23 protein-coding genes are annotated in these 26,313 nt (G+C 69.9%); 18 read left to right on the top strand and 5 right to left on the bottom strand.

The annotated features are described in order from the left end of the window. Positions 1–96: 96 nt before the first annotated feature. The 14 genes from LWF15_RS00620 to LWF15_RS00555 all read left to right on the top strand — a co-directional run bounded on the left by LWF15_RS00620 (position 97) and on the right by LWF15_RS00555 (position 16,145). Positions 97–1,833, top strand: a complete 1,737-nt coding sequence (locus LWF15_RS00620; protein WP_408622288.1) for an ABC transporter ATP-binding protein — start codon at positions 97–99, stop codon at positions 1,831–1,833. Continuing rightward, positions 1,830–3,716: an ABC transporter ATP-binding protein gene (locus tag LWF15_RS00615; RefSeq protein ID WP_269809399.1), complete on the top strand. Its 1,887-nt coding sequence runs from the start codon at positions 1,830–1,832 to the stop codon at positions 3,714–3,716. Before LWF15_RS00620 ends, LWF15_RS00615 begins: the two co-directional genes overlap by 4 nt. Positions 3,717–3,805: 89 nt before the next feature. Continuing rightward, positions 3,806–4,936, top strand: coding sequence for an aldose epimerase family protein (locus LWF15_RS00610; RefSeq protein WP_232808320.1), 1,131 nt, complete (start codon positions 3,806–3,808; stop codon positions 4,934–4,936). Positions 4,937–5,238: 302 nt separating this feature from the next. Continuing rightward, positions 5,239–5,844, top strand: coding sequence for an RNA polymerase sigma factor (locus tag LWF15_RS00605; protein WP_232808319.1), 606 nt, complete (start codon positions 5,239–5,241; stop codon positions 5,842–5,844). After that, a complete protein-coding gene (locus tag LWF15_RS00600; protein ID WP_232808318.1) occupies positions 5,841–6,953 on the top strand; it encodes a hypothetical protein in 1,113 nt (370 codons plus the stop codon). Before LWF15_RS00605 ends, LWF15_RS00600 begins: the two co-directional genes overlap by 4 nt. 61 nt (positions 6,954–7,014) lie before the next feature. Then, positions 7,015–7,590: an RNA polymerase sigma factor gene (locus LWF15_RS00595; protein ID WP_232808317.1), complete on the top strand. Its 576-nt coding sequence runs from the start codon at positions 7,015–7,017 to the stop codon at positions 7,588–7,590. Beyond that, a complete protein-coding gene (locus tag LWF15_RS00590) occupies positions 7,587–8,645 on the top strand; it encodes a hypothetical protein (protein ID WP_232808316.1) in 1,059 nt (352 codons plus the stop codon). Before LWF15_RS00595 ends, LWF15_RS00590 begins: the two co-directional genes overlap by 4 nt. Before the next feature lie 61 nt (positions 8,646–8,706). After that, positions 8,707–9,309: an RNA polymerase sigma factor gene (locus LWF15_RS00585; protein ID WP_232808315.1), complete on the top strand. Its 603-nt coding sequence runs from the start codon at positions 8,707–8,709 to the stop codon at positions 9,307–9,309. After that, entirely contained in the window at positions 9,306–10,430 is a 1,125-nt protein-coding gene (locus LWF15_RS00580) for a hypothetical protein (RefSeq protein ID WP_232808314.1), read from the top strand. The genes LWF15_RS00585 and LWF15_RS00580 overlap by 4 nt, the downstream gene beginning before the upstream one ends. 52 nt (positions 10,431–10,482) lie before the next feature. Then, positions 10,483–11,484 carry a Gfo/Idh/MocA family protein gene (locus tag LWF15_RS00575; protein ID WP_232808313.1) on the top strand — a complete coding sequence of 334 codons (1,002 nt, stop codon included), beginning with the start codon at positions 10,483–10,485 and terminating at the stop codon, positions 11,482–11,484. Positions 11,485–11,547: 63 nt separating this feature from the next. Next, a complete protein-coding gene (pgeF, locus tag LWF15_RS00570) occupies positions 11,548–12,369 on the top strand; it encodes a peptidoglycan editing factor PgeF (protein ID WP_232808312.1) in 822 nt (273 codons plus the stop codon). After that, positions 12,366–13,754, top strand: coding sequence for a hypothetical protein (locus LWF15_RS00565; RefSeq protein WP_232808311.1), 1,389 nt, complete (start codon positions 12,366–12,368; stop codon positions 13,752–13,754). Before pgeF ends, LWF15_RS00565 begins: the two co-directional genes overlap by 4 nt. After that, positions 13,751–15,100: a UDP-N-acetylmuramoyl-L-alanine--D-glutamate ligase gene (murD, locus tag LWF15_RS00560; RefSeq protein WP_232808310.1), complete on the top strand. Its 1,350-nt coding sequence runs from the start codon at positions 13,751–13,753 to the stop codon at positions 15,098–15,100. The genes LWF15_RS00565 and murD overlap by 4 nt, the downstream gene beginning before the upstream one ends. Positions 15,101–15,203: 103 nt before the next feature. Beyond that, positions 15,204–16,145 (top strand): exopolyphosphatase, encoded by a 942-nt coding sequence (locus LWF15_RS00555; protein WP_232808309.1) that lies wholly within the window; start codon positions 15,204–15,206, stop codon positions 16,143–16,145. Positions 16,146–16,219: 74 nt separating this feature from the next. Here the strand turns inward: LWF15_RS00555 and LWF15_RS00550 are convergent, their stop codons facing one another. Beyond that, a complete protein-coding gene (locus LWF15_RS00550; RefSeq protein WP_232808308.1) occupies positions 16,220–17,122 on the bottom strand; it encodes an alpha/beta fold hydrolase in 903 nt (300 codons plus the stop codon). An 89-nt stretch (positions 17,123–17,211) separates the two neighbouring features. On the opposite strand from LWF15_RS00550, the gene LWF15_RS00545 reads away from it, so the two are divergent. Further along, complete coding sequence (locus LWF15_RS00545) at positions 17,212–19,257, top strand: M3 family metallopeptidase (protein WP_232808307.1); 2,046 nt, start codon at positions 17,212–17,214, stop codon at positions 19,255–19,257. Here the strand turns inward: LWF15_RS00545 and LWF15_RS00540 are convergent. Both LWF15_RS00540 and LWF15_RS00535 read right to left on the bottom strand, forming a co-directional pair. After that, entirely contained in the window at positions 19,243–19,704 is a 462-nt protein-coding gene (locus tag LWF15_RS00540; RefSeq protein ID WP_232808306.1) for an NUDIX hydrolase, read from the bottom strand. The genes LWF15_RS00545 and LWF15_RS00540 overlap by 15 nt on opposite strands. A gap of 15 nt (positions 19,705–19,719) precedes the next feature. After that, positions 19,720–20,154, bottom strand: coding sequence for an organic hydroperoxide resistance protein (locus LWF15_RS00535; RefSeq protein WP_232808305.1), 435 nt, complete (start codon positions 20,152–20,154; stop codon positions 19,720–19,722). 126 nt (positions 20,155–20,280) lie between these two features. Here LWF15_RS00535 and LWF15_RS37195 point away from each other — a divergent pair, with 126 nt between their 5' ends. The 3 genes from LWF15_RS37195 to LWF15_RS00520 all read left to right on the top strand — a co-directional run bounded on the left by LWF15_RS37195 (position 20,281) and on the right by LWF15_RS00520 (position 24,945). Beyond that, positions 20,281–22,869, top strand: a complete 2,589-nt coding sequence (locus LWF15_RS37195) for a LuxR C-terminal-related transcriptional regulator (RefSeq protein WP_232808304.1) — start codon at positions 20,281–20,283, stop codon at positions 22,867–22,869. 122 nt (positions 22,870–22,991) lie between these two features. Next, the gene (locus LWF15_RS00525) at positions 22,992–23,480 is read left to right on the top strand and encodes a response regulator (protein WP_232808303.1); all 489 of its coding nucleotides are present in this window, start codon (positions 22,992–22,994) and stop codon (positions 23,478–23,480) included. Next, on the top strand, positions 23,449–24,945 hold the full coding sequence (locus LWF15_RS00520) for an ATP-binding response regulator (protein ID WP_232808302.1): 1,497 nt from the start codon (positions 23,449–23,451) through the stop codon (positions 24,943–24,945). The genes LWF15_RS00525 and LWF15_RS00520 overlap by 32 nt, the downstream gene beginning before the upstream one ends. Here LWF15_RS00520 and LWF15_RS00515 read toward each other — a convergent pair. Both LWF15_RS00515 and LWF15_RS00510 read right to left on the bottom strand, forming a co-directional pair. Further along, positions 24,903–25,916 (bottom strand): hypothetical protein, encoded by a 1,014-nt coding sequence (locus LWF15_RS00515; protein ID WP_232808301.1) that lies wholly within the window; start codon positions 25,914–25,916, stop codon positions 24,903–24,905. The genes LWF15_RS00520 and LWF15_RS00515 overlap by 43 nt on opposite strands. After that, positions 25,913–26,257, bottom strand: coding sequence for a PadR family transcriptional regulator (locus LWF15_RS00510; protein WP_232808300.1), 345 nt, complete (start codon positions 26,255–26,257; stop codon positions 25,913–25,915). Before LWF15_RS00510 ends, LWF15_RS00515 begins: the two co-directional genes overlap by 4 nt. Positions 26,258–26,313 lie beyond the last annotated feature (56 nt).

Genomic DNA, 26,313 nt, shown 5'->3' with positions numbered 1-26,313 from the left:
ACCGACGCCGGGCGCGGTTGCGGGCCGGTATCTGCCCGTGGCTCTTGACAATTTAATTCATGCGCTGGAATGCTTTTGGCGGAGTACTGTGTCCGCGTGCTCGTCCAATTGCTTCGCGCACGTCTGCGCCCATATTCCGCAGCCATCGGCTGGGTCGTGCTCTTCCAGCTCGTCCAGACCGTGGCCACCCTCTACCTGCCCACGCTGAACGCCGACATCATCGACCGCGGCGTGGTCAGCGGCGACACCGGCTACATCCTCCGGATCGGCCTGGCCATGCTCGGCATCAGCCTGGTCCAGATCGCCGCCCTGGCCGCGGCCGTGTACTTCGGCGCCCGTACCGCGGCCGGCCTGGGTCGCGACGTCCGGGCCGCGCTGTTCGGCCGGGTGCAGTCGTTCTCCGCCCGTGAGGTCGGCCAGTTCGGCACCCCGTCGCTGATCACCCGCACCACGAACGACGTGCAGCAGGTCCAGATGCTGGTCCTGATGACGCTGACCTTCATGGTCTCGGCGCCGATCATGTGCATCGGCGGCATCATCCTGGCGCTGCGCCTGGACGTGCCGCTGTCCGGCACCGTGGCCGTCGCGGTGCCCGCCCTCGGCGTGGCGGTCACCCTGATCATCGTCCGGATGCGCCCGCTGTTCCGGCTCACCCAGGAGCGGCTGGACCGGATCAACCAGGTGCTGCGCGAGCAGATCGCCGGGATCCGGGTGATCCGCGCCTTCGTCCGCGACGAGCGCGAGCGGCAGCGCTTCGAACGGGCCAACACCGACCTGTTCGACGTCTCGCTGGCGATCGGGCGCCTGCTCGCCCTGATGTTCCCCACCGTGATGCTGGTGCTGAACCTCTCCAGCGTGGCTGTGCTCTGGTGGGGCGGGCACCGGATCGCCGACGGTCAGCTCGAGGTCGGTGAGCTCACCGCGTTCCTCAGCTACCTGATGCAGATCCTGGTGGCGGTGATGATGGCGACCTTCATGTTCATGATGGTGCCGCGCGCCGAGGTCTCGGCCGAGCGGATCGAGGAGGTGCTGGGTACCGACACCAGCGTGGTCCCGCCGGTGCAGCCGCGCGAGACCGGCGCCCTGCACGGGCGTCTGGAGCTGCGCGACGTGAGTTTCCGCTATCCCGGCGCCGAGCGTCCGGTGGTGGAGAACCTCGACCTGAGCGCCCTGCCGGGACAGACCACCGCGATCATCGGCAGTACCGGCAGCGGCAAGACCACGCTGCTCAACCTGGTACCTCGCCTGTTCGACGCGACCGAGGGCGAAGTGCTGGTCGACGGGGTGAGTGTGCGTGAGCTCGCCCCGGCCCGCCTGGCCGAGGCGGTGGCCCTGGTGCCGCAGAAGCCCTACCTGTTCACCGGCACGGTGGCCAGCAACCTGCGCTACGGCCGGCCCGAGGCCACCGACGAGGAACTCTGGCACGCCCTGGAGATCGCCCAGGCCGCCGAGTTCGTGCGGGCCATGCCCGAGGGCCTGGAAACCCCGATCGCCCAAGGGGGTACGAACGTCTCCGGGGGCCAGCGCCAGCGTCTGTCGATCGCCCGGGCCCTGGTCCGGCGACCCGAGATCTACCTGTTCGACGACTCGTTCTCGGCCCTCGACTACGCCACCGACGCTGCGCTGCGGGCCGCTCTGACGGCCGAGACCCGCGACGCCACCGTGGTGATCGTGGCCCAGCGGGTCAGCACGATCCGCAACGCCGACCAGATCATCGTGCTCGACGCCGGGCGGGTGGTCGGCACCGGCCGGCACCGCGAGCTGATGGCCGGCAACGAGACCTACCGCGAGATCGTCCTTTCCCAGCTGACCGAGCAGGAGGCGGTGGCATGACCACGGAAACCGGCTCGGAAGAAAAGGTTCCGGCCCGCGGCCCGGGCCCGGTCGGGCCCCGGCCCGGCGGTGGCCCGGGTGCGCACATGGCCGGCCCACCCACCGAGAAGGCGCTCAACTTCACCGGTTCGGCCAAGCGCCTGTTCGGCATGCTGCGCCCGCAGCGCAATCTGCTGATCGGGGCGATGCTGCTCGGCCTGGGCTCGGTGGTCTGCAGCGTGATCGGCCCCAAGCTGCTCGGCGACGCCACCGACGTGATCTTCGACGGGGTGATCGACCCGGCGGCCGGCATCGACTTCGACCGCGTCCGCAACCTGCTCTACCAGGTGCTGGCCGTCTACCTGGCGGCGTTCGGGCTGGCCCTGGTGCAGGGCCGGCTGGTGGCCGCGCTGGTGCAGCGCGCGGTCTTCGGGCTGCGGGAGCAGACCCAGGCCAAGCTGGCCCGGCTGCCGCTGAGCTACTTCGACCGCCAGCCGCGCGGCGAGGTGCTCAGCCGGGTCACCAACGACGTGGACAACCTGCAGCAGTCGATGCAGCAGACCTTCAGCCAGCTGGTCACCTCGCTGCTGACCATCGTCGGCGTGCTCGCCATGATGTTCTGGATCTCGCCCCTGCTGGCCCTGATCGCGCTGGTCACGGTGCCGTTGTCGATCGCCGTCACCGGGCTGATCGGCAAGCGGGCGCAACCGCAGTTCGTGAAGCAGTGGGGCAGCACCGGCCGGCTCAACGGGCACATCGAGGAGATGTACACCGGGCACCAGCTGGTCACCGTGTTCGGCCGGCAGGAAGAGGCCCGGCGCACCTTCGACCAGCACAACGACGAACTGGCCGAGGCCGGCTTCCGGGCCCAGTTCATCTCCGGCCTGATCCAGCCCTCGATGATGTTCATCGGCAACCTGAACTACGTGCTGGTGGCCGTGGTCGGCGGGATCCGGGTGGCGAACGGGCACCTGAGCGTCGGTGAGGTCACCGCGTTCATCACCTACAGCCGCCAGTTCGGCCAGCCGCTGGCCCAGGTGGCCAGCATGGCCAACCTGCTGCAGTCGGCGATCGCCTCGGCCGAGCGGATCTTCGCCCTGCTCGACGCCCGGGAGCAGGAGCCCGACCCGGTCACCCCGGTGCACCCCGAGAAGGTCAGCGGGCTGGTCGAGTTCGACGACGTCAGCTTCCGCTACACCGAGGACCGGCCGCTGATCGACAACCTCTCGCTGCGGGTCGAGCCGGGCCAGACGGTGGCCATCGTCGGGCCCACCGGCGCGGGCAAGACCACCCTGGTCAACCTGCTGATGCGGTTCTACGAGCTGAACAGCGGGCAGATCCGGCTGGACGGCGCGGACACCGCCGGGATGACCCGCGACGAGCTGCGTGAGCAGTTCGGGATGGTGCTGCAGGACGCCTGGCTGTTCGGCGGCACGATCGCGGACAACATCGCCTACGGGGCCGACGCGGCCTCGCGCGAGGACATCGTGGCGGCCGCCCGGGCCACCCACGTGGACACGTTCGTGCGCACCCTGCCGAACGGCTACGACACGGTGCTGGACGACGAGGGCAGCGACGTCAGCGCAGGCGAGCGGCAGCTGATCACCATTGCCCGGGCGTTCCTGGCGCGGCCGCAGATCCTGATCCTCGACGAGGCCACCAGCTCGGTCGACACCCGCACCGAGGTGCTGATCCAGCAGGCGATGGGCTCGCTGCGCAAGGGCCGCACCAGCTTCGTGATCGCGCACCGGCTCTCCACCATCCGCGACGCGGACGTGATCCTGGTGATGGAGTCGGGCCGGATCGTCGAGCAGGGCTCGCACAAGGAGCTGATCGAACAGCAGGGCGCCTATGCGCGGCTGTACGCGGCCCAGTTCGCCCAGCCGGTGGACGCGGTCGACTAGAAAACCGAACTTGGGACGCTGGTGGGCCTCTTTGCGCGCAATCCGGGCTCACCAGCGTCCCCAGTCGGGTTGGATCTAGAGTTGGCGCCGTGACCTCAACAGACATCTCCGCAGACCAGTCCGACGCCTCCGGCGGCATCGTTTACGAACGCAGCCCGTTCGGGGTCACCTCCACCGGCGAGCCGGTGGAGCGGTGGATCCTGGACGACGGGACGCTGCGGGTGAGCGTGCTGACGCTCGGCGGCAACATCCAGGCGCTGGAGGTGCCTGCGGGTTCGGGCGAGGGCCGGGTGGACGTGGTCCTCGGGTTCGACGAGGTGGCCGGTTACGAGAACACCAAGGCGTTCATCAGCGCCCTGATCGGCCGGGTGGCCAACCGCCTCACCGGCTCGAAGTTCACCCTCGACGGCACCGAGTACCAGGTCAGCGCCAACGAGGGGGCCAACTCGCTGCACGGCGGGGTGGAGGGCTTCAACAAGCGGATCTGGGCCGCCGAGCAGATCCCGGGCGGCCTGCGCCTGAGCCTGACCAGCCCGGACGGTGACCAGGGCTACCCCGGCGAGCTGACCGTGGTGGTCGACTACCTGCTGCTGCCCGGGGGCACGTTCCGGATCCGCTACGACGCCACCACCAGCGCGCCGACCGTGGTCAACCTGACCCAGCACGCCTACTTCAACCTGGCCGGCGCGGGCACCGGCTCGACCGACGGCCACACCCTGCGGGTGGCCTCCGGCCACTACACCCCGGTCAACCAGGAACTGCTGCCCTCCGGCGAGATCGCCCACGTGGTCGGCACCCCGATGGACCTGCGCACGGCTCAGGAACTGGACTTCCTCAACCTCGACCACAACCTGGTCCTCGACGAGGAGGAGCCGGCCGAGGCCGAGGCCGAGGCGGGACACGGCCACGGTCACGGCCACACCGTCGGCTCGGCCGAGGACGGCCTGCCCGCCCAGCACTTCTGCGCCGAGCTGAAGCACACGGCCAGCGGCCGCACCCTCACCGTGACCACCAGCGAGCCGGCCGTGCAGATCTACACCGGCAGCCAGCTCGACCGCTCCGACGTGGGCAAGGGCGGCGTGGTCTACGGGCCGGGAGCGGGGCTGTGCATCGAGACCCAGAACTTCCCCGACGCGCCGAACCACGAGGAGTTCCCCTCGATCGTGCTGCGGCCCGGTGAGCGCTACCTGACCGTCACGGACTGGAAGTTCTCGGCCTGACGAAGATCTCCAGCTGGCTGGCTGGGTGGTCTGCGTCGCGGCCGTCGTCACCGTCGTCGCCCAGCCAGATCCACGGGACAGCAGACGGCCGCTGCCCCGGAAGGACTGATGCACTTTGTTCAGGGTCGGACGATCCGTAAGAACTCAAGTATCCGGCGTTACGGATCGTACGACTTGGCCAAACCATCATCAGGGTGCCCCGACACTGGCCCCGGATCCGACCCACCCAGCCACCTGACTGGTTGCCGTTCGACCTGTGAATCGCATGTCCGGTCGCTGTCACAGAACGACGGCGGCCGGACATGAACGGTTTTGTGGGGACCTCTGCCGACGACAGCTTCCGTCGCCTGTACGCCGACAACTTCCCGGCGATGCTCTCGTACGCCCTACGCCGGGTCAGCGGTCTGGACGACGCGGCGGACCTGGTGGCCGACATCTTCCTGGTCGCCTGGCGGCGCCGGGCCGAGATGCCACCGGGAGACGAGGCCCGGCTCTGGCTCTTCGGAGTGGCCCGGCTGACCCTGGCCAATCACAGCCGCGGAGAGCAGCGCCGGCATCAGCTGAGTGAGCGGCTGCGCCTGGAACTGCGCGAGCACCTGATCACCCACGATCCCACCGGTGATCTGGTGGAGGTGCGGGCGGTGCGTGAGGTGATGGCCCAGCTGGAACCGGCCGACCGCGAGGTGCTGGAGCTGGCGGTGTGGGAGCAGCTGGCGCCGCGGGAGATCGCCGTGGCCCTTGGGCTTTCGTCCCAGGTGGTGCGGGCGCGCCTGTCGCGGGCCCGCAACCGGATGCGCCTGCTTCTGGAAAATACTTCTGGGCAGGCTTTTTCGGATCACAGAATGGCACGGTCCGGACATGTGAGAGGTGTCCCGACGATGCTCGAGCCGAAGGAGGGGAAGGCATGAACGACCACGAACTCGACCAGTTGCTGCGCCAGGCGCAGCCGGCGTCGGCGGCCAAGGTGCCGGACGTGGCCCCCATGCTTCGTGAGGCCGGGCGAGACCTCCTGGAGGGGATCGTGTCCGAAACCGAAAAAGTCTGTCCAGAAACTGAGATCGAAGCCGTCGAGGTGGTGCCGCTGAACACACGGCGCCGGAGCCCGACCCGGTGGTGGCTGGCGGCGACGGCTGCGGCGGCAGTCGTGCTCGCGGTTGCCCTGCCGATGACCGTGTTCGACCGTCAGGCCGGAGAGGGCGTGGTGGTGCCGGCTGCCGCCTCGGTGAACGCAGCGGGGAATCCGTTCCTGGTCATGGATGACCCGAAGTGGCAGCCGCAGTCTCTGGGGCAGAGCGAGCTGGAGGGTTTCCAGGACTTCTCCAACTCGGAGAAAGGCTGGCTGACTGTGCATTGGGGGGCCGCAGACGGCTACGGCGACCTGTTCGAGGCCCAGCGAGAGAGCTACGACCACGAGTCGGAGCTCAGCGCCCTGCAGTTGCTGGGCGGAGAGGCCACGGTGTTCCGCCGTGAGGACGGCAACTTCGTGGCCATGCTGTTGCCCGAGGGATCGAAGGTCTACCTGCAGTTCTATGCCTCCGGGGTGAGCCGCCAGGACTTCGAGGACGCGCTCACCCGGCTGCGTCCGGCCGGCGAGGACGAATGGACGCAGGCGTTGCCGGAAGACACAGTCCGGCCTGGCACTGCGACCGAGGTCGCCACGAAGATGCTGACCCAGGTGGACACCCCGCCCGGGGTCGAGCCTGGTGACTTCTCCGTCCCCTACGCCCGTGGATACTTCCCATTCGCCTCGGAAGTGACCGCGGCCGTGTACTGCGGCTGGGCCCTGGAGCTCCGGGACGCGCGCAGCGCCGGTGACGAGCAGCGGGAGCACCAGGTCACCGAGGCGATCGCCGATGGCGACACCTGGCCGGTGATGCGCAAGATGCGCCAGATGGAGAAGGACGACCCGGAGACGCTCGGCGAGGAGAACATGACCGGCCATCTGGAAGCTCTCGAGGAGAGGTCCGCCCAGGACGGCGGCCTCGACGCCTTCATCAGCGAATTCGCCTGCGACTGATCCTGAGGATTTCCTGTCCGGCCCCTGTCACGCTGAGGCGGTGGCCGGACAGGGAGCGGGCGTGGGGAACCCCTCTGAAGACGACTTCCGCCGTCTCTACGCCGACAACTTCACCGCGATCCTGAACTACGCGCGTCGTCGGGTCCAACGACCCGACGACGCGTCGGACGTGGTGGCGGAGACCTTCCTGGTCGCCTGGCGCCGCCGCAGCGAGATGCCGCCGGGCGACGACGCGCGTCTGTGGCTGTACGGCGTGGCCCGGTTGGTGCTGTCCAACCACGGGCGGGGCGAGCGGCGCCGGTTGCGCCTGGGGGAGAGGCTGCGCCGGGAGCACCGCGCTTTTTCGATCGAGGCCGACCCGAGCGACGAGGTCCTGGGCGTACGGGCGGTGCGAGAGGCGATGACCGGCCTGTCGCCCAACGACCGCGAGGTGCTGGAAATGACTGTGTGGGAACAGCTGACGCCGGCGGAAATCGCAGTGGCACTGGGGCTTGCGCCCGAGGTGGTGCGTACCCGGCTCAGCCGGGCGCGGGCCCGGATGCGAAAACAGCTTGGGCAGAACGGTAACGATCCTGGAGGGGGCGGACATGGGCACCTCGTCCGCATCATTCCCGCGCCGAAGGAGGGGAAGGCGTGAACGACTCCGAGATGGACCGTCTGATCGGGCTGGCTCAGCCCACCGATGTTCCTCGCGGTGCTCTCTCCGAGGCCGGGCAGGAACTTCTGGAGGAGATCGTGTCCGTGGATCCGCAGGTCGATCGCAAGGACAACGACGTGGTCCTGCTTCCTCACCCGCGACGTCAGAGGACGAAGGGGCGTCGTGGCCTGGCCACGTTGGGTGTTGCCGCAGCCGTTGTTGCGGCCGTGGCGGTGCCCACGGTGGTGTTCCGCGAGGGGGAGAGCGTGACTCCCGCTGCGCCACCGGTGTCCGCCGCGCCCGAACCGGCGTCGACCAGTAATCCGTTCCTCCTGCTCGATGCCCAAGGGTGGGTTGTCGACCGGGTCACTGAAAGTACCGAGGAGGAGGGGGAGATGATCTTCCGGCAGTCGACGACCGGCAAGCTGCTGGAAGTCGTCTGGATGCCCGTCGAGGCCGACGAGAGCTGGTACGAGGGTGACCCGGACGACCCCGAGCCCGAGCAGGTCACCTTCCTCGGCCAGAAGGCGCTGCTCTCGGGTCTGGGCCGAGGGGAGTTCGAGATCCGGGCCGAGCGCGGTGACCTCTTCCTGAGCGTGCGCAGCCGGACCGGCGAGCGTCAGGCTTTCGACAAGCTGATCGGTCACCTGCGGCAGGCGCCAGCTCAGGAGTGGTTCGCAGCGATGCCGGACTCCGTCGTCACCCCGGACGAGAGTGCGGCCGTCTCGGCGCAACTGCTGGACGGGGTTCCGCTCCCGGCCGGCTTCGACCCGTCGATCTTCGTCTCCGACCGGAGCAACACCAGGTACCACGTCGAGTTCCAGGTCGTCCGGCAGGTGACCTGCGCCTGGATCGGCAGCTACGCGCAGGCCCGGGCCGAGAAGGACGAAGCCGGTATGGCCGAGGCCGAGGATGCGCTGGCCGGGTCTGCGGCCTGGCCGGCGACCCACCAGATGGGTTCGGCCGAGCTGATCGGGGCCGAGCCCTACCTGCAGAAGATGTCGAAGCGCGAGGCCGTCGGCGACTACCGGGCAGGAATCGGCTGCGACTACTGACTTCAGGAAATTCCTCTCCGGCCACCGTCACGATGGGGCGGTGGCCGGAAACGAACCAGACGTGGGGAACACGACTGCCGGCGGGACCGGCGCCGGCGAGGCTTTCCGACGCCTCTACTCGGACAACTTCGGGGCGATCCTGAGGTACGCGCTGCGCCGGGTGCGGGATCCGGACGACGCGGCCGATCTCGTGGCCGACATCTTCCTGGTCGCCTGGCGCCGCTACGACGAGCTGCCCCCGGGCGTGGAGGCGCGGCTGTGGCTGTACGGGGTGGCGCGGAACGTGCTGGCCAACCACGGCCGGGGTCAGCAGCGCCGGGCGCAATTAGGCGAGCGGTTGCGGGTGGAGCTGCGCGAGCACCTGACCCACTACGACCCGACCTCGGACCTGGTCGACGAGGGGGCCGTGCGCGCGGTACTGGCCGGGCTGGATGCCCGCGACCGCGAGGTGCTGGAGCTGACGGTGTGGGAACAGTTGGCACCCCGTGAGATCGCCGTGGCGCTGGGGGTCTCGTCGGACGTGGTGCGGGCCCGGCTGACTCGTGCCCGCTCGCGGATGCGGGTCCGGCTGAGTGAGAGCAGGTATCCGGGTCACGATCCTGGGGGCGGGCGACATGAACCAGGTGTCCGCGCAGTGCCCGTGCCTAAGGAGGGGACAGTATGAACGACCACGAGATCGACCGGCTGCTCGGGCAGATCGAGTTCGACGGGGGTCCGAGGCTGGAAGACCGACTCCGTGGGGCCGGGCAGGAGCTCCTGGAGGAAATCATGAACGAGTTACCTCGGAACAGCTTTGACGACCAGCCGGTCCGGCCCGTTCCGCTGCCCGAGCGTTCGCAGGCTCGGCGGTGGAGAGCTGCCGTAAGTCGCCCGCTCGTAGGGGTGGCTGCGGCGGCTGCCGTGGTGGCCGCGATCGTCATTCCGGCAATGGCTTTCGAACGCGATCAAGAGGAACCGGTGGTGACCACCCCGGCGGCCTCCGAAGCGCCGGTGCCCACGCCCACCGTGGATCCTTCGTTCTTGAAGCGGACGACCAACCCGTGGATCGTGGTCGACGCCCCGGGGTGGGAGATCGACCACATCAGTGAAGAGGACTGGGGGGAAGGAGTTTACGGTGAACTGGAATACCTGAAGGGCAAGGCCGAGATACAGCTCTTCTGGTCCTCGGACGACGAGTACCAGAACGACAGGCAGAAGCGCATCGAGGAATACGGTCAGCCTCAGGTCGCCACCCTGCTCGGGAGCGAGGCCGAGCTGTTCCGGACCGGACAGAAGGAGTACGAGGTGCTGGCCCGGCTCGGGCGCACGTACCTCAAGATCCGGGGTTCCGGCTCGGCCGATCCCGCTGTCTTCCAGAAGTGGCTCGGCGGCCTCGAGCAGGTCGAGCCGGGCGAGTGGTACGCCGCGCAACCGGAGTCGGTGGTCGTGCCCTACCGCAGCAAGGCGGCGGCCGAGCGGGTTCTGCAGGACGTCCCGGTGCCGGCCGGGTTCGACCGTTCGACGCTGACCAGCAACCTCACCGCCTCGTACGACGTGTTCGGCGCACGGGTGACCGGCAAGGTGACCTGCGCCTGGCTGGACCAGTACTCCGCCGCCCGGGAGAAGGGCGACGAGGCCACCATGAAGCAGGTCGACCAGGCGTTGGGCAGCGCCACCGACTGGCGCTTCCTCAAGTCGATGGACCCGGAGGACGGGTGGGACGAGGCGATTCTTTCCTATGCCGCGGCCGTCGCCGACCGGCAGCCCATCACCGGTGCCGCCCAGGGGCTCGGCTGTCACGACTGAGCCGTGTGCCCCGGGCCGACATCCCCCCGTGCAACCCCTATGGTGTTCGTCCATGACCGAAGTGCTGCGCTGGGGGATCATCGGTACCGGGGGGATCGCCGCCCGTTTCGCGGCGGACACCGCGCTGCTGGAAGGTACCGAGGTGGTCGCGGTCGGGTCGCGCACGGCCGAGAAGGCCGCCGACTTCGCCGCTGCCAACGGGGTGCCCGCCCACCACGGCAGCTACCAGGCCCTGGTCGAGGACCCGGCGGTGCAGGCGGTCTACGTGGCCAGCCCGCACCCCTTCCACGCCGAGCACGCCCTGCTGGCGATCGCCGCGGGCAAGCACGTGCTGGTGGAGAAGCCCTTCACGATGAACGCGGTCGAGGCCCGCACGGTGGTCGAGGCCGCCCGCAAGGCCGGGGTGTTCTGCATGGAGGCGATGTGGACGCGCTTCCTGCCGCACATGGTGCGCCTGCGTGAGCTGCTCGCCGAGGAGGCGATCGGTCAGGTCCTGGCGATGGGCGTGGACCAGGGCATGCGCTTCAAGCAGGACTCCGAGCACCGGCTGTTCTCGTTCGGGCTCGGCGGCGGGGCGCTGCTCGACCTCGGCATCTACCCCTTCTCGTTCGCCTCGATGGTGCTCGGCCAGCCCGAGACGGTGCGGGCCTCGGCCACCCCGGCCTTCACCGGGGTCGACGGCACCACCTCGGCCGTTCTCACCTACGGGGACGGCGCGCATGCGCTGATCACCTGCAGCGCGCTGGTGGCGACCCCGATGGGGGCGTGGCTGGCGGGCACCGAGGGCCGGATCGAGCTGTCCCGGCAGTGGTACACCTCGACCAGCACGCTCACCCTGACCCGGGCCGACGGCCGCACCGAGACCTTCGCGCCGGTGCCCGGCCTGGTCGAGGGCAAGGCCAAGGGGATGAAGTTCCAGGTGGCCGAGGCGGTGCAGCGGATCCGGGCCGGTGAGCGGGAGAGCAGCGTGATGCCGCTGGACGAGACGATCGCGATCATGGGCATCCTGGACGAGGTGCGCGACCAGATCGGCCTGGAGTACCCCGAGGCCTGATCGGTCCCCGGGAGGCCGCACCGGCCAAGGGCCGGGCAGCGACATCAGTAGAGTGGCGGCATCATGATTGCCGCACCCACGACGGACGTCCCCCTGCTCACGTGGTCGATCTTTGCTGGCCACGGTGTGCGGGCGGCGGTGACCACGCGTGAGGGCGGCGTGAGTTCCGGGCGTTACGCCTCGCTCAACCTGGGTATGCACGTCCAGGACGATCCGCAGGCGGTGCAGACCAACCGCGAGCGGACGGCGGCTGCTTTCGGGGTGCGCCCGCAGCAGCTGGTCTTCGCCAAGCAGGTGCACGGTCGCGGCGTCGCCACGGTGACCGCGCTGACCGCGGCCGGTCCCGGCATCGAGGCCGACGCGATGATCACCACCGAACCCGGCCCGGTCCTGGTGATCATGGTCGCCGACTGCGTTCCCCTGGTGCTGTTCGACCCGGTGCGCCGGGTGGCCGCCGCGGTGCACGCGGGCTGGCCCGGCACCGTCGCCGGCGTGACCCGCGAGACCGTCCGCAGACTGGCCGAAGGCGGTTCCGACCCGGCCGACCTGCTGGTCGGCATCGGCCCCTCGATCTCCCCCGACCGCTACCAGGTCGGCGCCGACGTGGAGCAGCAGGCCCGGCAGGCCTTCGGCGCCCGCGCCGACGAGGTGGTCCGCCCCGACGGCACCGGCCGCTGGCTGTTCGACCTCTGGCGGGCCAACACCATCCAGCTCACCGAGGCCGGTGTGCGTCCCGAGGCGATCGAGCTCGCCGGGCTGGACACCGGCCCGGGCACCCCGTTCTTCAGCCATCGTTCCGAGGGGCCGACCGGCCGGTTCGCCGTCCTGGTCCAGCTGACTCACCCGAACACCACCCCGAACCAGCCCGAAGAGGACTCCCGATGACCGCAACCCCCGCCGCGAGCGCCGACGAGCGCAAGGAACCGCAGCGCGCCGAGCGATTCACCTATCTGGGCTTCGACCTCGAGCCCGAGGCGAACCGCGTGGTCTGCCGCTACCGGCTCGACGAGCTGGAGTTCAGCGAGGTCGTGGGCTTCCCCGGCGGCGGTGACTGGAGCACGCCCGCGGTGCGGGAGGCGGCGCGCATCCTGTTCCTGCTCACCGGCGTCTCCTACTACAAGGCGGGCGCCCCGCCGGTCGTCGACCTCGGCGAAACCGCGCTCACCGAGACCGAACTGGCCTTCCTGAAGGAGTTCTACCTCGGTGGTCTGGGGGAGTTCGCCTACCGCAACGGCATCGACCTTCAAGGCCTGGAATTCGTCAGCAAACCGCTGGAGCGCAACGGCACCGCCGGGTACACACCCCGGCAGAACAGCCCCCTGGTGCCCTTCGGTGGTGGCGTCGACTCGATCGTCAGCGTCGAGCAGATCCGTCCCCTCCTCCAGGACGGCGCAGACGCCGCGCTGTTCGTGGTCACCCGCCCGGGCGACCGTTTCGACGCGATCGAGGAGCCGGCCGCCGTGGTCGGCTGGCCGGTGGTCCGGGCCGAGCGCTCGATCGACCCGACCATCCTGCGCTCGCGCGAGCTCGGCTTCCTGAACGGGCACGTGCCGGTCACCGGCATCATCTCGGCGATCACCGTGCTGGCCGCGGTGCTCGAGGGCCGGGACGCGGTGGTGCTGTCGAACGAGTGGTCCGCCTCGAGCGCCACGCTCTACGACAACGGCCGCCCGGTGAACCACCAGTACTCCAAGAGCGAGGCCTTCGAGGCCGGCTTCCGGGACGTGCTGGCCGAGGCGCTCGGCGAGGGCCTGCAGTACTTCTCCCTGCTGCGCGCGCTCAGCGAGGTCTGGATCGCGGCCCGCTTCGCCGAGCAGCCGCAGTACTTCGACCACTTCCGCAGCTGCAACAAGGCTTTCCTGATCGACGTGACCAAGCGCTACGACCACTGGTGCGGGGTGTGCGACAAGTGCGCCTTCATCGACCTGGTGCTGGCCCCGTTCGTCGACAAGGCCGACCTGGAGCGGATCTTCGCCAAGTCGGGCAAGGAGCCGCTGCAGAACCCGGAGCTGCTCGACACCTTCCGGCGCCTGCTCGGGTTCGTGGCCGACGCCAAGCCCTGGGAGTGCGTGGGTGACGTGAGCGAGAGCCGGGTGGCCGCCCGGCTGGCCGCGGCCCGTCCCGACCGGGCCGGTGACGAGATCCTGCAGACGCTGGTGCGGGCGGCCGCGGGCTACCGCGACCCGTCGCCCGAGGAGCTCCAGAAGCCGATGAGCCGGCACTTCGTGCCCGAGCGTTACCGGCCCCAGATCCTGCGGGAACAGCCGTGAGCGAACCGCTTTCCTGGGACGACCTGGACGGTCACCGGATCGGCATCTACGGCCTCGGCCGGGAGGGCGAGGCCTCGCTGCGGGCCTGCCAGGCCCGGGGCATCGAGCCGCTGCTGGTCGACGACAACCCGCCGTCCGGCGAGGTGGAGGGCCGTAAGGTCCTGGCCACCGCCGAGGGCGGCGCCGAGGCGCTGGCCGTCTGCGAGATCGTCATCAAGTCGCCCGGGATCAGCCGGTACTCGGACCTCGTCACCGACCTGGCCGACCAGGGCGTGGCCGTGGTCGGCGGGCTCGGGCTGTGGGTGCAGGGCGCCGACCCGGACAAGGTCGTGCTGATCACCGGCACCAAGGGCAAGAGCACCACCGCGGCGATCACCGGGCACCTGCTCAAGGGCCTGGGCCACCGCACGCTGGTCGGCGGCAACATCGGCGTGCCGCCCTTCGACCCGGCGCTGGACCCGGCGGTCGGCGGCCCGGACCAGGACTTCTGGGTGATCGAGGTGTCCAGCTACCAGGCCACCGACATCCTCACCGCGCCGCACGTGGTCGGCGTGACCTCGCTCAACCCCGACCACCTGCCCTGGCACGGGGGCGACCTGGAGACGTACTACCGCGACAAGCTGAGCGTGGCCGGCCGGCCGGGCGCGCGCTGGACCGTGGCCAACGGCGACAGTGCCGAGATCCGCGAGCGGGCCGGGCTTCTCGGGCCGCAGATCGAGTGGGTCACCGAGGCCGACGCCGGGCAGGCCTGGATCGACGAGCTGGGGCTGCTGGGCGTGCACAACCGGCGCAACGCGGCGATCGCCCGGGTGCTCCTGCGCAAGCTCGGCGTGCCGGCCGACGACGAGGCGCTGACCCGGGCGGCGGCCGGTTTCGCCGGGCTGGAGAGCCGGCTGCAGCAGGTCGGGATGATCGACCAGGTCAGCTTCGTCGACGACGGCCTGTCCACCAACGTGCTGCCCACGCTCGCCGCGGTGGCGGCGTTCGAGGGCCGTCGGGTGGCGCTGATCGTCGGTGGGCAGGACCGCGGCATCGACTACGCGCCGCTCGCCGAGGGTCTGCGCGGGCACGACACCGAGGTGCTGGTGCTGACCGTCCCGGACAACGGCCCGCGGATCGCCGCCGAGCTGAACCGGGCCGGCTGCGGACCCCAGGTCACGGTGAAGGAGACGCCCGGGCTGGACGACGCGGTGGAGGAGGGGTACGCCTGGGCCCGGCCCAACGGCGTGGTCCTGCTTTCGCCGGCGGCGCCCAGTTTCGGCCGGTTCCGGGACTACCGGCACCGTGGCGAGGCCTTCGTCGAGGCGATGAACCGGATCTCCCGCCGCGGGCCCCAGGCGCTCTGAGCCCGCCCGGCTCACCCGTTCAGGCGGTTGGCCGGGCGCCCGCGCGGGTCGAGGGGAACTGGTGGGCTGATCCGGTCCTCGCTCGAACCCGGGAGGACAGCAGATGTCGGCAGGCAAGTACCGCCTCGTCACGCGAAGCGACTTCGACGGTCTGGTGTGCGCCGTGCTGCTGCGGGCGCTCGACCTGATCGACGAGATCACCTTCGTGCACCCCAAGGACGTGCAGGACGGCCTGATCGAGGTCTCCGAGAACGACATCCTGACCAACCTGCCCTACGCCCCGGAGGCCTACCTGGTCTTCGACCACCACCACAGCGAGACCCTGCGGGTCGGCGGTACTCCGGCCAACCACGTGATCGTCGAGGACGCGCCCTCGGCCGCCCGGGTGGTGTTCGACCACTACGGCGGGTCCGCGGCCTTCCCGATGATCTCCGAGGAGCTGATGCGGGCGGTCGACCAGGCCGACTCGGCCGACTACGACCTCGAGGACATCCTGCGGCCCGAGGGCTGGACGCTGCTGAACTTCCTGATGGACAGCCGCACCGGCCTGGGCCGCTTCCGGGACTTCCGGATCTCCAACTACCAGCTGATGATGCAGCTGATCGACAGCGTGCTGAACGAGGCCACGGTGCAGGACATCCTGGCCGAGCCGGACGTGGCCGAGCGGGTGCGGCTGTTCGAGGAGCAGTCCGAGCTGTTCGTGGCCCAGCTGCAGCGGGTCTGCACGGTGCGCGGTGACCTGGTGGTGGTGGACCTGCGGGACGAGGAGATCATTCACGCCGGCAACCGGTTCATGGTCTACGCGCTGTTCCCGCAGTGCCGGGTCTCGGCCCACGTGATCTGGGGCAAGCAGAAGCAGAACACCGTGCTGGCGGTGGGCAAGTCGATCCTCGACCGCACCTCACCGGTCGACGTCGGGCAGCTGATGCTCAAGTACGGCGGGGGCGGGCACCACGCGGCCGGCACCTGCCAGGTACCGCACGACGAGACCGACCGGGTGTTGAGCGAGATCGCGGCCGCGGTCAACGAACCGGCCCGGGTCTAGAAAGAGCCAGAACGAAAGTGAGGACGGAGGTGAGCCACCCACGTGGGTGGCTCACCTCCGTCCTCAATCGGGTTCTAGAGCCGCTCCAGCAGGCGGTCGGCCGACCACTGCGGGGCTTCCAGCATCGGCACGTGGCCGACTCCGGTGGCGGGGGCGAAGGCCCAGTGCGGGTACGCCGCGGCGGCCACCCGGGCCACCCGGAACGGCACCAGCCGGTCACGGGTGCCGTGGATCAGCAGGACCGGCACCTGGATCGAGGACAGCAGCCGGGCGTACTCCCGCCACCTGATCACCGTGAACACCATCGAGCGCCCTGCCATCGCGAAGTCGCGCGCCGTCTCGTCCACGTAGCCACGCCGCTCGGCCAGCGCCAGGTGCACGTCGATCACGTCGGCGGTGACCTTGTCCGGGTCGTCGCAGCACAACGTCACCAGCTGCATGGCCTGCTTGTCTTTGGGGATGATCCCGCGCCGGCGGGCCAGCGCCATCCGGGCCCGCAGCGGCAGCGCCCCCTGCAGGATGTTGGCGGTGACCTTGCCGTCCGGCAGGGCGGCGGTGAGCGGGAGCACCGGATCGACCAGCACCAGGTCGCGGACCGCCTCGGGGTGGGCGGCGGTGACCATCGAGCTGATCATCCCGCCCATGGAGTTGCCCACCAGGATCACCGGCTGGTCGGACAACGCGGTGACGAACCGGTGCAGCAGATCGGCGTTGCCGCTGACACTGGAGGGCCGTACCCCGGCGGTGGTGAGCCCGAACCCGGCCAGGTCGACCGCGACCACCCGCAGGCGGTGGGTGAGCAGCGGGGCCATCGCGGCCCAGTTGGCGTGCGAGCCCCCGAGGCCGTGCACCAGCACGGCCAGCGGTGCTCCCGCCGGTCCGCCATGATCGACGTAGTGCACCGGCCCGTCGGCGAGATCGACCCATTTCGACTCCCCGGCGTTCCGGGTTCCAAGGCGCACGGAGGTCTGGGTCATCTGTTGTTTGTACCTCCGGGGCCACCTGTAAGCAAGGATTCGTTCTCCTGGAGGCAACGCTCGTGACACCGCAGAGTTCCCTGGATCCGGTGAATCCTTTCGCCCGAAAGAGTGATCTTCCTTACGGTCTGCCACCGTTCACCCGCATTCGTGAGGAGCACTTCCTGCCCGCCTTCCGGGCCGGCATGGCCGCCCAGGCCGCCGAGGTGGCTGCCGTGGTGGCCGATCAGCGCGCGGTGTCGCCTGCAACGGTGCTCGACCCGCTCGAGTCCTCGGGAGCCTTGCTGGGCAGGGTTTCCCGAGTCTTCTTCAACCTGTCGGCCGCCTCGATGACCGAGGGGTTGCGGCAGATCGAGGACGAGGTGAATCCGTTGCTGACCGCGCACCGGGACGCGATCACGATGGACGCCGGGCTGTTCGCCAAGATCAGCGCGCTGTACGCGGACCGTGACGCGATCGAGGACGAGGAGACCCGGCGGCTGCTGGAGCGTCACCACGACGAGATGGTCCGGTCGGGAGCGGCCCTCCCGGCGGCCGACCAGGCCCGGCTGCGGGAGATCAACGCCGAGCTGGCCCAGCTCGCCGCCACCTTCCGGGAGAACCTGCGGGCCGACGCCAACGACCTGGCCGTGCACGTGGAGGACGGGGCCCGGCTGGAGGGCCTGCCGAACGACGAGATCGCTGCTGCCAAGGCCGCCGCCCAGAGCCGGGGCGTGCGCGGCTACCTGCTCACCCTGCGCCTGCCCACCGTGCAGCCGGCGCTCACCGCGCTCAAGGACCGGCAGGTGCGGCGGGGGCTGTACCTGGCCTCGGTCACCCGCGGCCGGCGCGGCAATGTCTACGACACCCGGCCCACGCTGACCCGCCAGGCCGCCCTGCGCGCCGAGCGGGCCCGGCTGCTCGGCTTCGACTCGCACGCCGACTACGCCGTGGCCGACCAGACCGCCAAGCAGGTCGACTCGGTGATGCAGCTGCTCACCGGGCTGGTCGGGCCCGCGGTCGAGAACACCCGCCGCGACCAGGCCGAGCTGACCGCACGACTGCACGCCGACGGGTTCGAGGGCGAGCTGCAGCCCTGGGACTGGGCCTACTACGCCGAGCAGGTCGCGCAGGAGCGCTTCGCCCGCGACTCGGCCTGGCTGCGGCCGTACTTCGAGCTCGACTCGGTGCTGCGCAACGGCATCTTCGCCGCCGCCGAGGGGCTCTACGGGCTGCACTTCGTGCGGCGTGACGACCTGGCCGGCTACGAGGAGGAGGTGGACGTCTACGAGGTGTTCAGCGACTCCGGCGCCGGGCTCGGCCTGGTGCTGACCGACTGGTACACCCGGGACGCCAAGCGTGGCGGAGCCTGGATGAGCTCCTTCGCCGACCAGTCCCGCCTGCTGGGACAGGCGCCCGTGATCGTCATCAATCTGAACCTCAGCCACCCACCCACCGGCGCCCCCACGCTGCTCACCCTCGACGAGGTGCGCACCGCGTTCCACGAGTTCGGTCACGTGCTGCACGGTCTGCTGTCGGACGTCCGCTATCCGGCTCTTTCCGGCACCGAGGTGCCGCGCGACTGCGTCGAGTTCCCCTCCCAGGTCAACGAGATGTGGGCCTGGCAGCCGGAACTCCTGCGTCGTTACGCGGTGCACCACGAGACCGGCAAGCCGCTGCCGGAGTCGGCCCTGGACTCGGTGATCTCGGCGCAGTCGTACGGGCAGGGTTTCGCCACCGTCGAGATGCTCGGCGCCTGCCTGCTCGACCAGGCCTGGCACCAGCTCCGGGCCGATCAGCCGCCGATCACTCCCGAGCAGGTGGAGGAGTTCGAGTGGCAGGTGCTGGCCCGGCACGGCCTGGACCTGCCCGCGGTGGCTCCGCGGTACGGCAGCACGTATTTCGAGCACATCTTCGGCGGCGGCTACAGCGCCGGCTACTACTCCTACCTGTGGAGCGAGGTGCTCGACGCGGACACCGAGGAGTGGTTCCTGCGGCAGGGCGGGCTGAACCGCCGCTCCGGCCAGAAGTTCCGCGACGAGCTGCTCTCCCGCGGTGGGGGAGTGGATCCGATGGCCGCGGTGGAGAAGGTGCTCGGACGCCCGCCGCGTCTGGAGCCGTTGCTGGAACGTCGGGGGCTCCTACCCGTCGAGTAGGTCGAGCAGTTCGACGAGGTACTCGGGATAGACCGTCTCGCTGGTGGTGCGTAGTTCTTCGGCGGACCACCAGCGGACGTCGGTCAGCGAGTCGCGCTCGAGCTCGGTCCAGCCGGAACGGTCGAGGTCACCGCCCTGCACGTTCTCGCCGAGCACGGCCCGGAAGAACACCTCGTGCTGTAGGTGCGGCCGGCCCTGAAAGGTGAAACCGGCGGTGCGTTCGTGCACCACCGGCCCCAGCTCGCCGGTGACCACGAAGCCGGTCTCCTCGCGCAGCTCCCGGACCGCCGCCGCCTGCTGGCTCTCACCCTCGTCCACCCCGCCGCCCGGAGTGAACCACCACAGGCCCACTTCCGGTGCGGCCGGATCGCCGCCCTGGATCAGCAGCACCCGCCCGAGCGCGTCGAGCAGGATGACCCGGGCACCCTCCCGCCGGATGACGTCCATAACTCTGTTCGGGGTCTATTCGGGATCGGGGCCGATCAGCACGACCTCCTGGCTGATGTTGCCCCGGGTGGCCCGGCTGTAGGGGCACATCTGGTGGGCCAGTTCCAGCAGACGCCCGGCCGTCGCCGCATCCACCCCGCCGACCTGGGCCTCGATCCGCGCGGCCAGGTCCAGCCCGGTCTCGGAGGAACCGAGCAGACTGATCGTCACCGACACCGCCGAGTCGCTCAGGTCGACCTGCTGGCTGCGGGCGGCGCCCTTCAGCGCACTGTGGAAGCAGGCCGCGTAGCCGGTGGCGAACAGCTGCTCGGGGTTGGTGCCCGGCCCGTCGTCGCCGCCCAGACCGGCCGGCATCGACAGGGACACGTCGATCCGGCCGTCGGACGACGCGGCCCGGCCCTCACGCCCGCCCCAGGCCGTCGACGTCGCACTGTAAAGAGCTTCGGGCATCAGTGTTTCCTTGTCCTTCGAGCCGGTGTCGTCATCACTGTCCCGGACATCATTTCGGACCGGGCGGGCGGCGGCACGTCGTGGCGCGTCGTCACGCATTGTCAATAGCCTGCTACGTTTTGTCAGGTGTCGAGAGTGTGGCGCCATGACCGGAGCTCAGCCCCGCCCGGATCGGACGAGGCCGAGGGCTGGTGGTTCCGGGAGTCGGTGCTGCGCCTGCCCCAGGCGCGTCCCGGACTCCGGGTGATTGTGGTCGCCGCCCCTCCGGGCTCGGGCCGGGCCCGTCTGGTGCGTAGCTGGCTGTCCCGGCAGCCCAGGGTCGCGTGGACCTGGGTGTCGCTGCGGGGGGCGGCCGAAGAGCGTCTGCTTGAAGACGTCGTCGAGCCCGCCGTTCGTGGTCATGCGGCTCAGGATCTGGCCGGTCTCGTGGTGCTCGACGGCGCTGAGTCGCTGGGCCCGGCCGGGCTGGAGCGGGTCGTGGACCTCGTACTGGCAGCTGAGAGACGTCCACAATTGGTTCTCGTCGGTCGCGGAGAGGTGCTGCCGGCTGCCCTGGCGGTGCGGCTGGCCGGGCAGCTGGCCGAGGTCCGCGGGGACGACCTGTGGTGGCCGGTCGACGTGGTGCAGTCCCAGTTGGCGGCGCTGAGTGGAATACGCGTAGATGCTGCCCGGGTGGAGAGAATCCATCGGCACAGTGGGGGTTGGCCGGCCGGGGTGCTGGCGCTCGGCCGCAGCAGGGGTGTGCCCCTGCCCCGGGTCAGCCCCGACGACCCAACTGCCGAACTGGCCGTCGATGACGAACTGGCCCGTTTGGCGGCTGATCTCGTGCTCGATGAGCTGCCGTCGGATCTGCGCGACTTCGTGCTCCGGACCAGCGTCGTTCCCGGCATCACGCAGGACCTTGGCCTGTGCGAGGCGCTCGTGCCCGGCGGGAACCCGGCCCTTCTGCTGGAAGAGGCCCGTCGCTGGGGGCTGACCAACGAGCACTGGCCTGGTCGTTCGCAGGAAGCGTTGCCGCGTAACGACTATCATCCGTTTGTTCTGGCCGCCGCCCGCCAGGTCGCAGTGCTGCAGGGGGATCGACCTTCAGACGCGTTCCGCCGGGCCGGAGAAGCGGCCTCGGGGGCGGGGCAGGGGCGGTTGGCGGTGGACTGCTTCCTGGCCGCCCGAGCCTGGCCCCAGGTGCTGACCGAGCTGGAACGGGCTGCACCTCATGGCTTTCGGGACTGGAAGGCAGCGCAACTGCATACCGTCCTGTCGGCCCTGCCAGCAGGCTCGTGGGAGCCCGACGATTCACATCGGGCTCTGGTCGCCCTGGCCGCTGCCGGCTGTGGAGACCATCTGCTCGCGGCCCAGGTTCTCGGTGGGGACCGGCCGGCGTCCTGGTGGGCCACTGCGGTCGTCGTGATCAGATCTTTCGCCGGACGTATCGGCCCTCTGCCGGCCTCGGCGGATGCGCTGCCGGCCTTCTTCGGCATGCGTGATCACGAATCCGTCTCTGCGGTGCTGAATGTGCTCTCTGCTCGGGCGGCGCTGTTCGAGGGGGACCAGCTCGCCGTTACCCGTCACCTCTCCGCCGCGTGGAAAATGGGCGCCGATCGCCTTCCGTCCTATGTGCTCCTGATCGGGCTCGGGGTGGAGGCCCTGGCCGCGGCCTGGGCTGGGGAACTGTCCGCCGCCCAGCGCCTGGCCGAGCGCGCCACCCGGCTGGCTGCTCAGGCCGGCCTGACGGATTCTGCCTTGGCGAATCTGGTGGACCTGGCCCGGGCCGAGGTGCTCCGGGCTCGTGGGGAACCGGAGCAGGGGCTGCGGTGCCTGGCCCAATCGTCCGACGGTCCAGCGCAGTTCGTGGTGAACCAGGACGGGGGAGCGGTTCTGGCCCAGGCCCATCGGGTGCTGCGTTCGCGACTCCTGCTCGATCTCGGTGATCTGCCCCAGGCCCGCGCCGAGCTGGAACGTCTACGGGCCGACGGTGACGACTACCTGCCCGCCGCCCTGCGGGTGCGCCTGGCCCTGGCTCGCGCCCGCCTGGCCGAACTGGACGGGGACCACGCTGCGGCGCAAGCCTGCCTGGATGCTGCCCCGACAGTGCCCGCCACGGCCGCCGTACGCCTGGGGCTCGCTCTCCAGCGCCAGGACGGGAACCAGGTCTCCGAGGTCCTCGAGAACTGGCCTCACGGAACCGGTCTGGAGGACAGGTTGCGCCGGATCCTCGGCGAAGCCGCCGCGGCGCTCGCTGCCGGCCGGCGCGCACAAGCGTCCGAAATTCTCAACGAGGCCCTGGTGACTGCCGAACCCGACGGTCAAATACGGGTTTTCCTCGACGGGCCCGCGCCGCTGCGGGTGCTCGCCTCAACCATGCTGCGCCGATCCCCGGAGGCCTCGCCCTGGCGCCGGGCCCTGATCGCCCGGCTGGACCAGGCGGGGGCCCAGCCGGACGACGGGGTGGGGGTTACCCGACGGGAACTGGTGGTGCTCGAGAAGCTCACCGGCGAACTGACCCACGCCCAGATCGCCGCCGAGCTGTTCGTCTCCGAGAACACCCTCAAGTCGCACTGCCGCAACCTCTATCGCAAGCTCGGGGTGCACAGCCGGGAAGAGGCGGTACGGATCGCCCGGGTGCGCGGCTGGCTGAACAGCTCACCCCGGGAGCACGTGGTGGTGGACGTCAATATCACCCGGACGCACGACGTGGTCGACGTCGCCGAACTGTGATCATCTGGGAGCATTCTCGCCGGGCGGCCCAGCAGAGGGCGCTGCCCGAACCAGGCCGGCGGGGACGGCCGGTCCGGCTCGTGCTGTGAGGGACGACTCGGGTTCGAGCGGGGGGCAGCACGATGAACGAGGTGGCGAGCCAGCAGGACTGGATCCTGCTGGTCGACGATTCCGCGGAGGACCGCGAGCTGCTGCAGCACACGCTGCGGCGCAACAAGTTCCGGGGGCGGATCGAGGAGGCCCGGGACGGCCTGGAGGCGATGGACCGGCTGACCTGCCGGGGCCGCTGGGCCGACGCTGACCCGGCCGACCTGCCCCGGGCGGTCTTCCTGGACGTGAAGATGCCCCGGATGACCGGGATCGAGACGCTGCGGGAACTGCGCTCCACGCCGAACCTGGTGGTGGTCCCGGTGGTGATGCTGACCTCCTCGGCGGAGGAACGGGACATCGCGTCCTGCTACGCCCTCGGCGCCAACAGCTATGTCGTCAAGCCCGTCGACATGGACGAGTACTTCCGGTCGATCGCGGACGTCGGACGCTACTGGGTCGCCCTGAACCGAACCCCCACGGAGTACCCACGTGCCAACACCACTGCGCCTGCTGGTCGCTGAGGACTTCCCGCCGGACGCCGAGCTGATCCTGACCGAGGTGCGGCGGGCCGGGTACGAACCGGTGGCGACGATCGTGGACACGGCGGGCAAGTTCCTGCGCGCGCTCGACGACGAGCCCGAGGTCGTGATCTGCGACTACACGCTGCCCACGATGACCGCGCCCGACGCGCTGGCGATTCTGCAGGCCAAGCAGCCGGACCTGCCGCTGATCGTGGTCTCCGGCACGATGGACGAGGCGACCTGCGTGAACTCGCTGCGCCTGGGGGCGGCCGACTACCTGCTGAAGGACCGGCTGTCGCGGCTGGGCCCGGCGATCGACCACGCCCTGGCCCGGCGGGAACTGGACCGGGTGGCCCGGCTGGCCGAGCAGCGCCGCGACGAGACCATGAACATCCTGCTCGGCCTGGTGGAGCACTCGGTCGCGGCGATCAGCGTGCAGAACCTGAGCGGCCGCACGATGGTCAGCAACGACCTGTACAACCAGCTCTCCACCGACCACCCGCCCCTGGCCAGCGCCGCGCCGATCCGCACCGCGGGGGCCGAGGTGGTGCAGCGCCAGGAACTGTTCGCGATCGACGGTGAGCAGCGCACGTTCCACGCCGTGCGCTACCCGGTGCGCGACGGCACCGACACGGTGTTCGCGGTCGGGTCGATCCTGGTCGACATCACCGAGCAGAAACGCGTCGAGGCCGACCTGCGCCGGGCCCGCACCGAACTGGAGGCCCGGAACCAGGAACTCGACGTGGCCAACGCCGAGCTGCGCGAGGTGGACCGGCTGAAGACCGAGTTCGTCGCGTCGGTCAGCCACGAGCTGCGCACCCCGCTGACCAGCATCCGCGGCTACGCCGAGCTGCTGCTGGACGAGGCCGAGGGGGCCGACAGCCAGACCACCAAGATGCTCGACATCATCGACCGCAACGCCCGCCGGCTGCTGAACCTGGTCGAGGACCTGCTGCTGCTGTCGAAGATCGACTCACGCACGCTGACCCACGAGGCCGTGGAGGTCGACCTGGCCGACCTGTCCGAGGGGGCGCTGCTGGTGCTGAAACCCAGCGCCGAGACGGCCAATGTCAGCCTGAAGCTCGAGATGGACGGTGAACTACCGGTTCTGGGTGACCGGGGCCAGCTGGAACGAGTGCTGCTGAACCTGCTGAGCAACGCCGTCAAGTTCTCGAACGAGGGTGGCAGGGTGATCGTGCGGGGCACGGTGGAGGGTGAGGCGTCCGACCAGCAGGTGGTGATCCGGGTGATCGACAGCGGCCTGGGCGTTTCCGCAGAGGAACTGCCCAAGCTGTTCAACCGTTTCTTCCGCTCGGCCAGCGATGCCGCGCACAAGATCCCGGGCACCGGACTGGGGCTGGCCGTGGTCCGCGAGATCGTCGAGAACCACGGCGGCAGCGTCACGATGGACTCGGTGCTGGGTCAGGGCAGCACGGTCACGGTGCGTCTGCCCGTGCGCCGGTAGGTTCTCAGGGCAGCGACGGCGTTGCCGACCGCGAGCAGGACGGGCCAGACAGTGTTCCAGCCCTCCGAGTGCACCCAGGCGTTCGCGGAGATGGCCACGAAGATGAGCGTGAGCACGAGGTAGTACCAGACTCTCGGCTCCGGCCGCCGCCACCAGGGCAGTCGCCGGTCGGGAAGACTCTCGGCCAGACGCTGCGCATACGCGTTCAGTGCGCCGAACTCGGAGCGGGGATCGGCATCGCTGCTGGCGGCGTGGTTGCGGGCCTCGGCCACCAGTTCCGCCGCTCGGGCCTTGGGCAGGTCGTGGCGGCCCACCAGCAGCCCCTCCAGCCGAGAGAACCAGGCCTCGGGCTCGGCCGGATCCGGATCTGCCCTTCCGGAGCGCAGGTTTCGCCCCAGCGGGATGGTCATGGCCGCGGCCATCAGGAACAGCCCCACCAGGATGACCGGCGCCGACAGCGTGAACCATTCGTCCTGCGGAAGTGCTGTTGCCGCGAGAACCGTCACCGGAACCAGGGCCACCGCCGCAACGAAACTCCAGGGGGCCAGCCGAGGACGTCCGGCAGCCCGGAGCGCGTCGGCCCCGATGGTGATGGCGAGCCACGCCAGGACGAACGAAGCCGTTCCCGCCAGACCGGCAATGGACACCCGGAACTGCGGCGTCGGGCCCAGAACGGTTCGCACCGCCGCGATCACGAACGTCACCACCACCAGGAGAAGCCCGCTGCCGCAGAGGTACTCGGCCACGGTCAGGCCCTGGGTGTCGACCCGTCCGACCTGTGAGTCGTCCTGCTCGGCGGCCACCGACGCAGCGAACTCGGCCGGAGTGCCCAAGGCCTCGGCCGGGTCTGTCCCGCTGGTGCGATGGTGCTCCCGGGCCTCGTCCAGCAGGTGCTGCACGGTGTCCCCGTCGACCCCTCGGTTCAGGAGTGCCGACCTGGCCTCGCTCTGCCATTTCCGGAAACTCGTCACAGCCCCTCCTGGGCGAGATCGCTCAGCATCGTGTCCAGCGCGGTCGAGAAGTCGCGCCACTGCTGCCTTTCCTCGGTCAGCTTCCGGCGGCCGTCGGCAGTGAGCGCGTAGACCTTGCGGCCGGGACCGCCCTCACCGGCCTGCCAGCTCGCCTCGACGTACCCCTCGCTCTCGAGCCGGTTCAGCACCGGGTAGAGGGCGCCGCCCTTGATCTGCCCCAGGCCGAGCTCACTCAGCCGCTGGGCCAGGGCGTAACCGTGCCCCTCGCCCTGGGTCAGAACCGCCAGGATCGCCAGTTCCAGGGCGGCTTTCCGCCATGTCGCACCCGGTTCCCGCCCCATCGAACGCACTCCCTGTGCTCTAACCCGTTCCTTGATTAGTCACAGTACACGACTAG

The organism is Kineosporia rhizophila, assembly GCF_021277265.1.
Taxonomy (GTDB): domain Bacteria; phylum Actinomycetota; class Actinomycetes; order Actinomycetales; family Kineosporiaceae; genus Kineosporia; species Kineosporia rhizophila.
This window is presented reverse-complemented; position numbering and strand designations above follow the sequence as displayed.

Bases quoted from the DNA above. Each gene is read 5' to 3' on its own strand.
- LWF15_RS00535 (WP_232808305.1), bottom strand. From the start codon at position 20,154: ATGCCCGAAGCTCTTTACAGTGCGACGTCGACGGCCTGGGGCGGGCGT.
- LWF15_RS00580 (WP_232808314.1), top strand. From the start codon at position 9,306: ATGAACGACCACGAGATCGACCGGCTGCTCGGGCAGATCGAGTTCGAC.
- LWF15_RS00605 (WP_232808319.1), top strand. From the start codon at position 5,239: ATGAACGGTTTTGTGGGGACCTCTGCCGACGACAGCTTCCGTCGCCTG.
- LWF15_RS00565 (WP_232808311.1), top strand. From the start codon at position 12,366: ATGACCGCAACCCCCGCCGCGAGCGCCGACGAGCGCAAGGAACCGCAG.
- LWF15_RS00550 (WP_232808308.1), bottom strand. From the start codon at position 17,122: ATGACCCAGACCTCCGTGCGCCTTGGAACCCGGAACGCCGGGGAGTCG.
- LWF15_RS00510 (WP_232808300.1), bottom strand. From the start codon at position 26,257: ATGGGGCGGGAACCGGGTGCGACATGGCGGAAAGCCGCCCTGGAACTG.
- LWF15_RS00600 (WP_232808318.1), top strand. From the start codon at position 5,841: ATGAACGACCACGAACTCGACCAGTTGCTGCGCCAGGCGCAGCCGGCG.
- pgeF (WP_232808312.1), top strand. From the start codon at position 11,548: ATGATTGCCGCACCCACGACGGACGTCCCCCTGCTCACGTGGTCGATC.
- LWF15_RS00540 (WP_232808306.1), bottom strand. From the start codon at position 19,704: ATGGACGTCATCCGGCGGGAGGGTGCCCGGGTCATCCTGCTCGACGCG.
- LWF15_RS00615 (WP_269809399.1), top strand. From the start codon at position 1,830: ATGACCACGGAAACCGGCTCGGAAGAAAAGGTTCCGGCCCGCGGCCCG.
- LWF15_RS00575 (WP_232808313.1), top strand. From the start codon at position 10,483: ATGACCGAAGTGCTGCGCTGGGGGATCATCGGTACCGGGGGGATCGCC.
- LWF15_RS00525 (WP_232808303.1), top strand. From the start codon at position 22,992: ATGAACGAGGTGGCGAGCCAGCAGGACTGGATCCTGCTGGTCGACGAT.
- LWF15_RS00555 (WP_232808309.1), top strand. From the start codon at position 15,204: ATGTCGGCAGGCAAGTACCGCCTCGTCACGCGAAGCGACTTCGACGGT.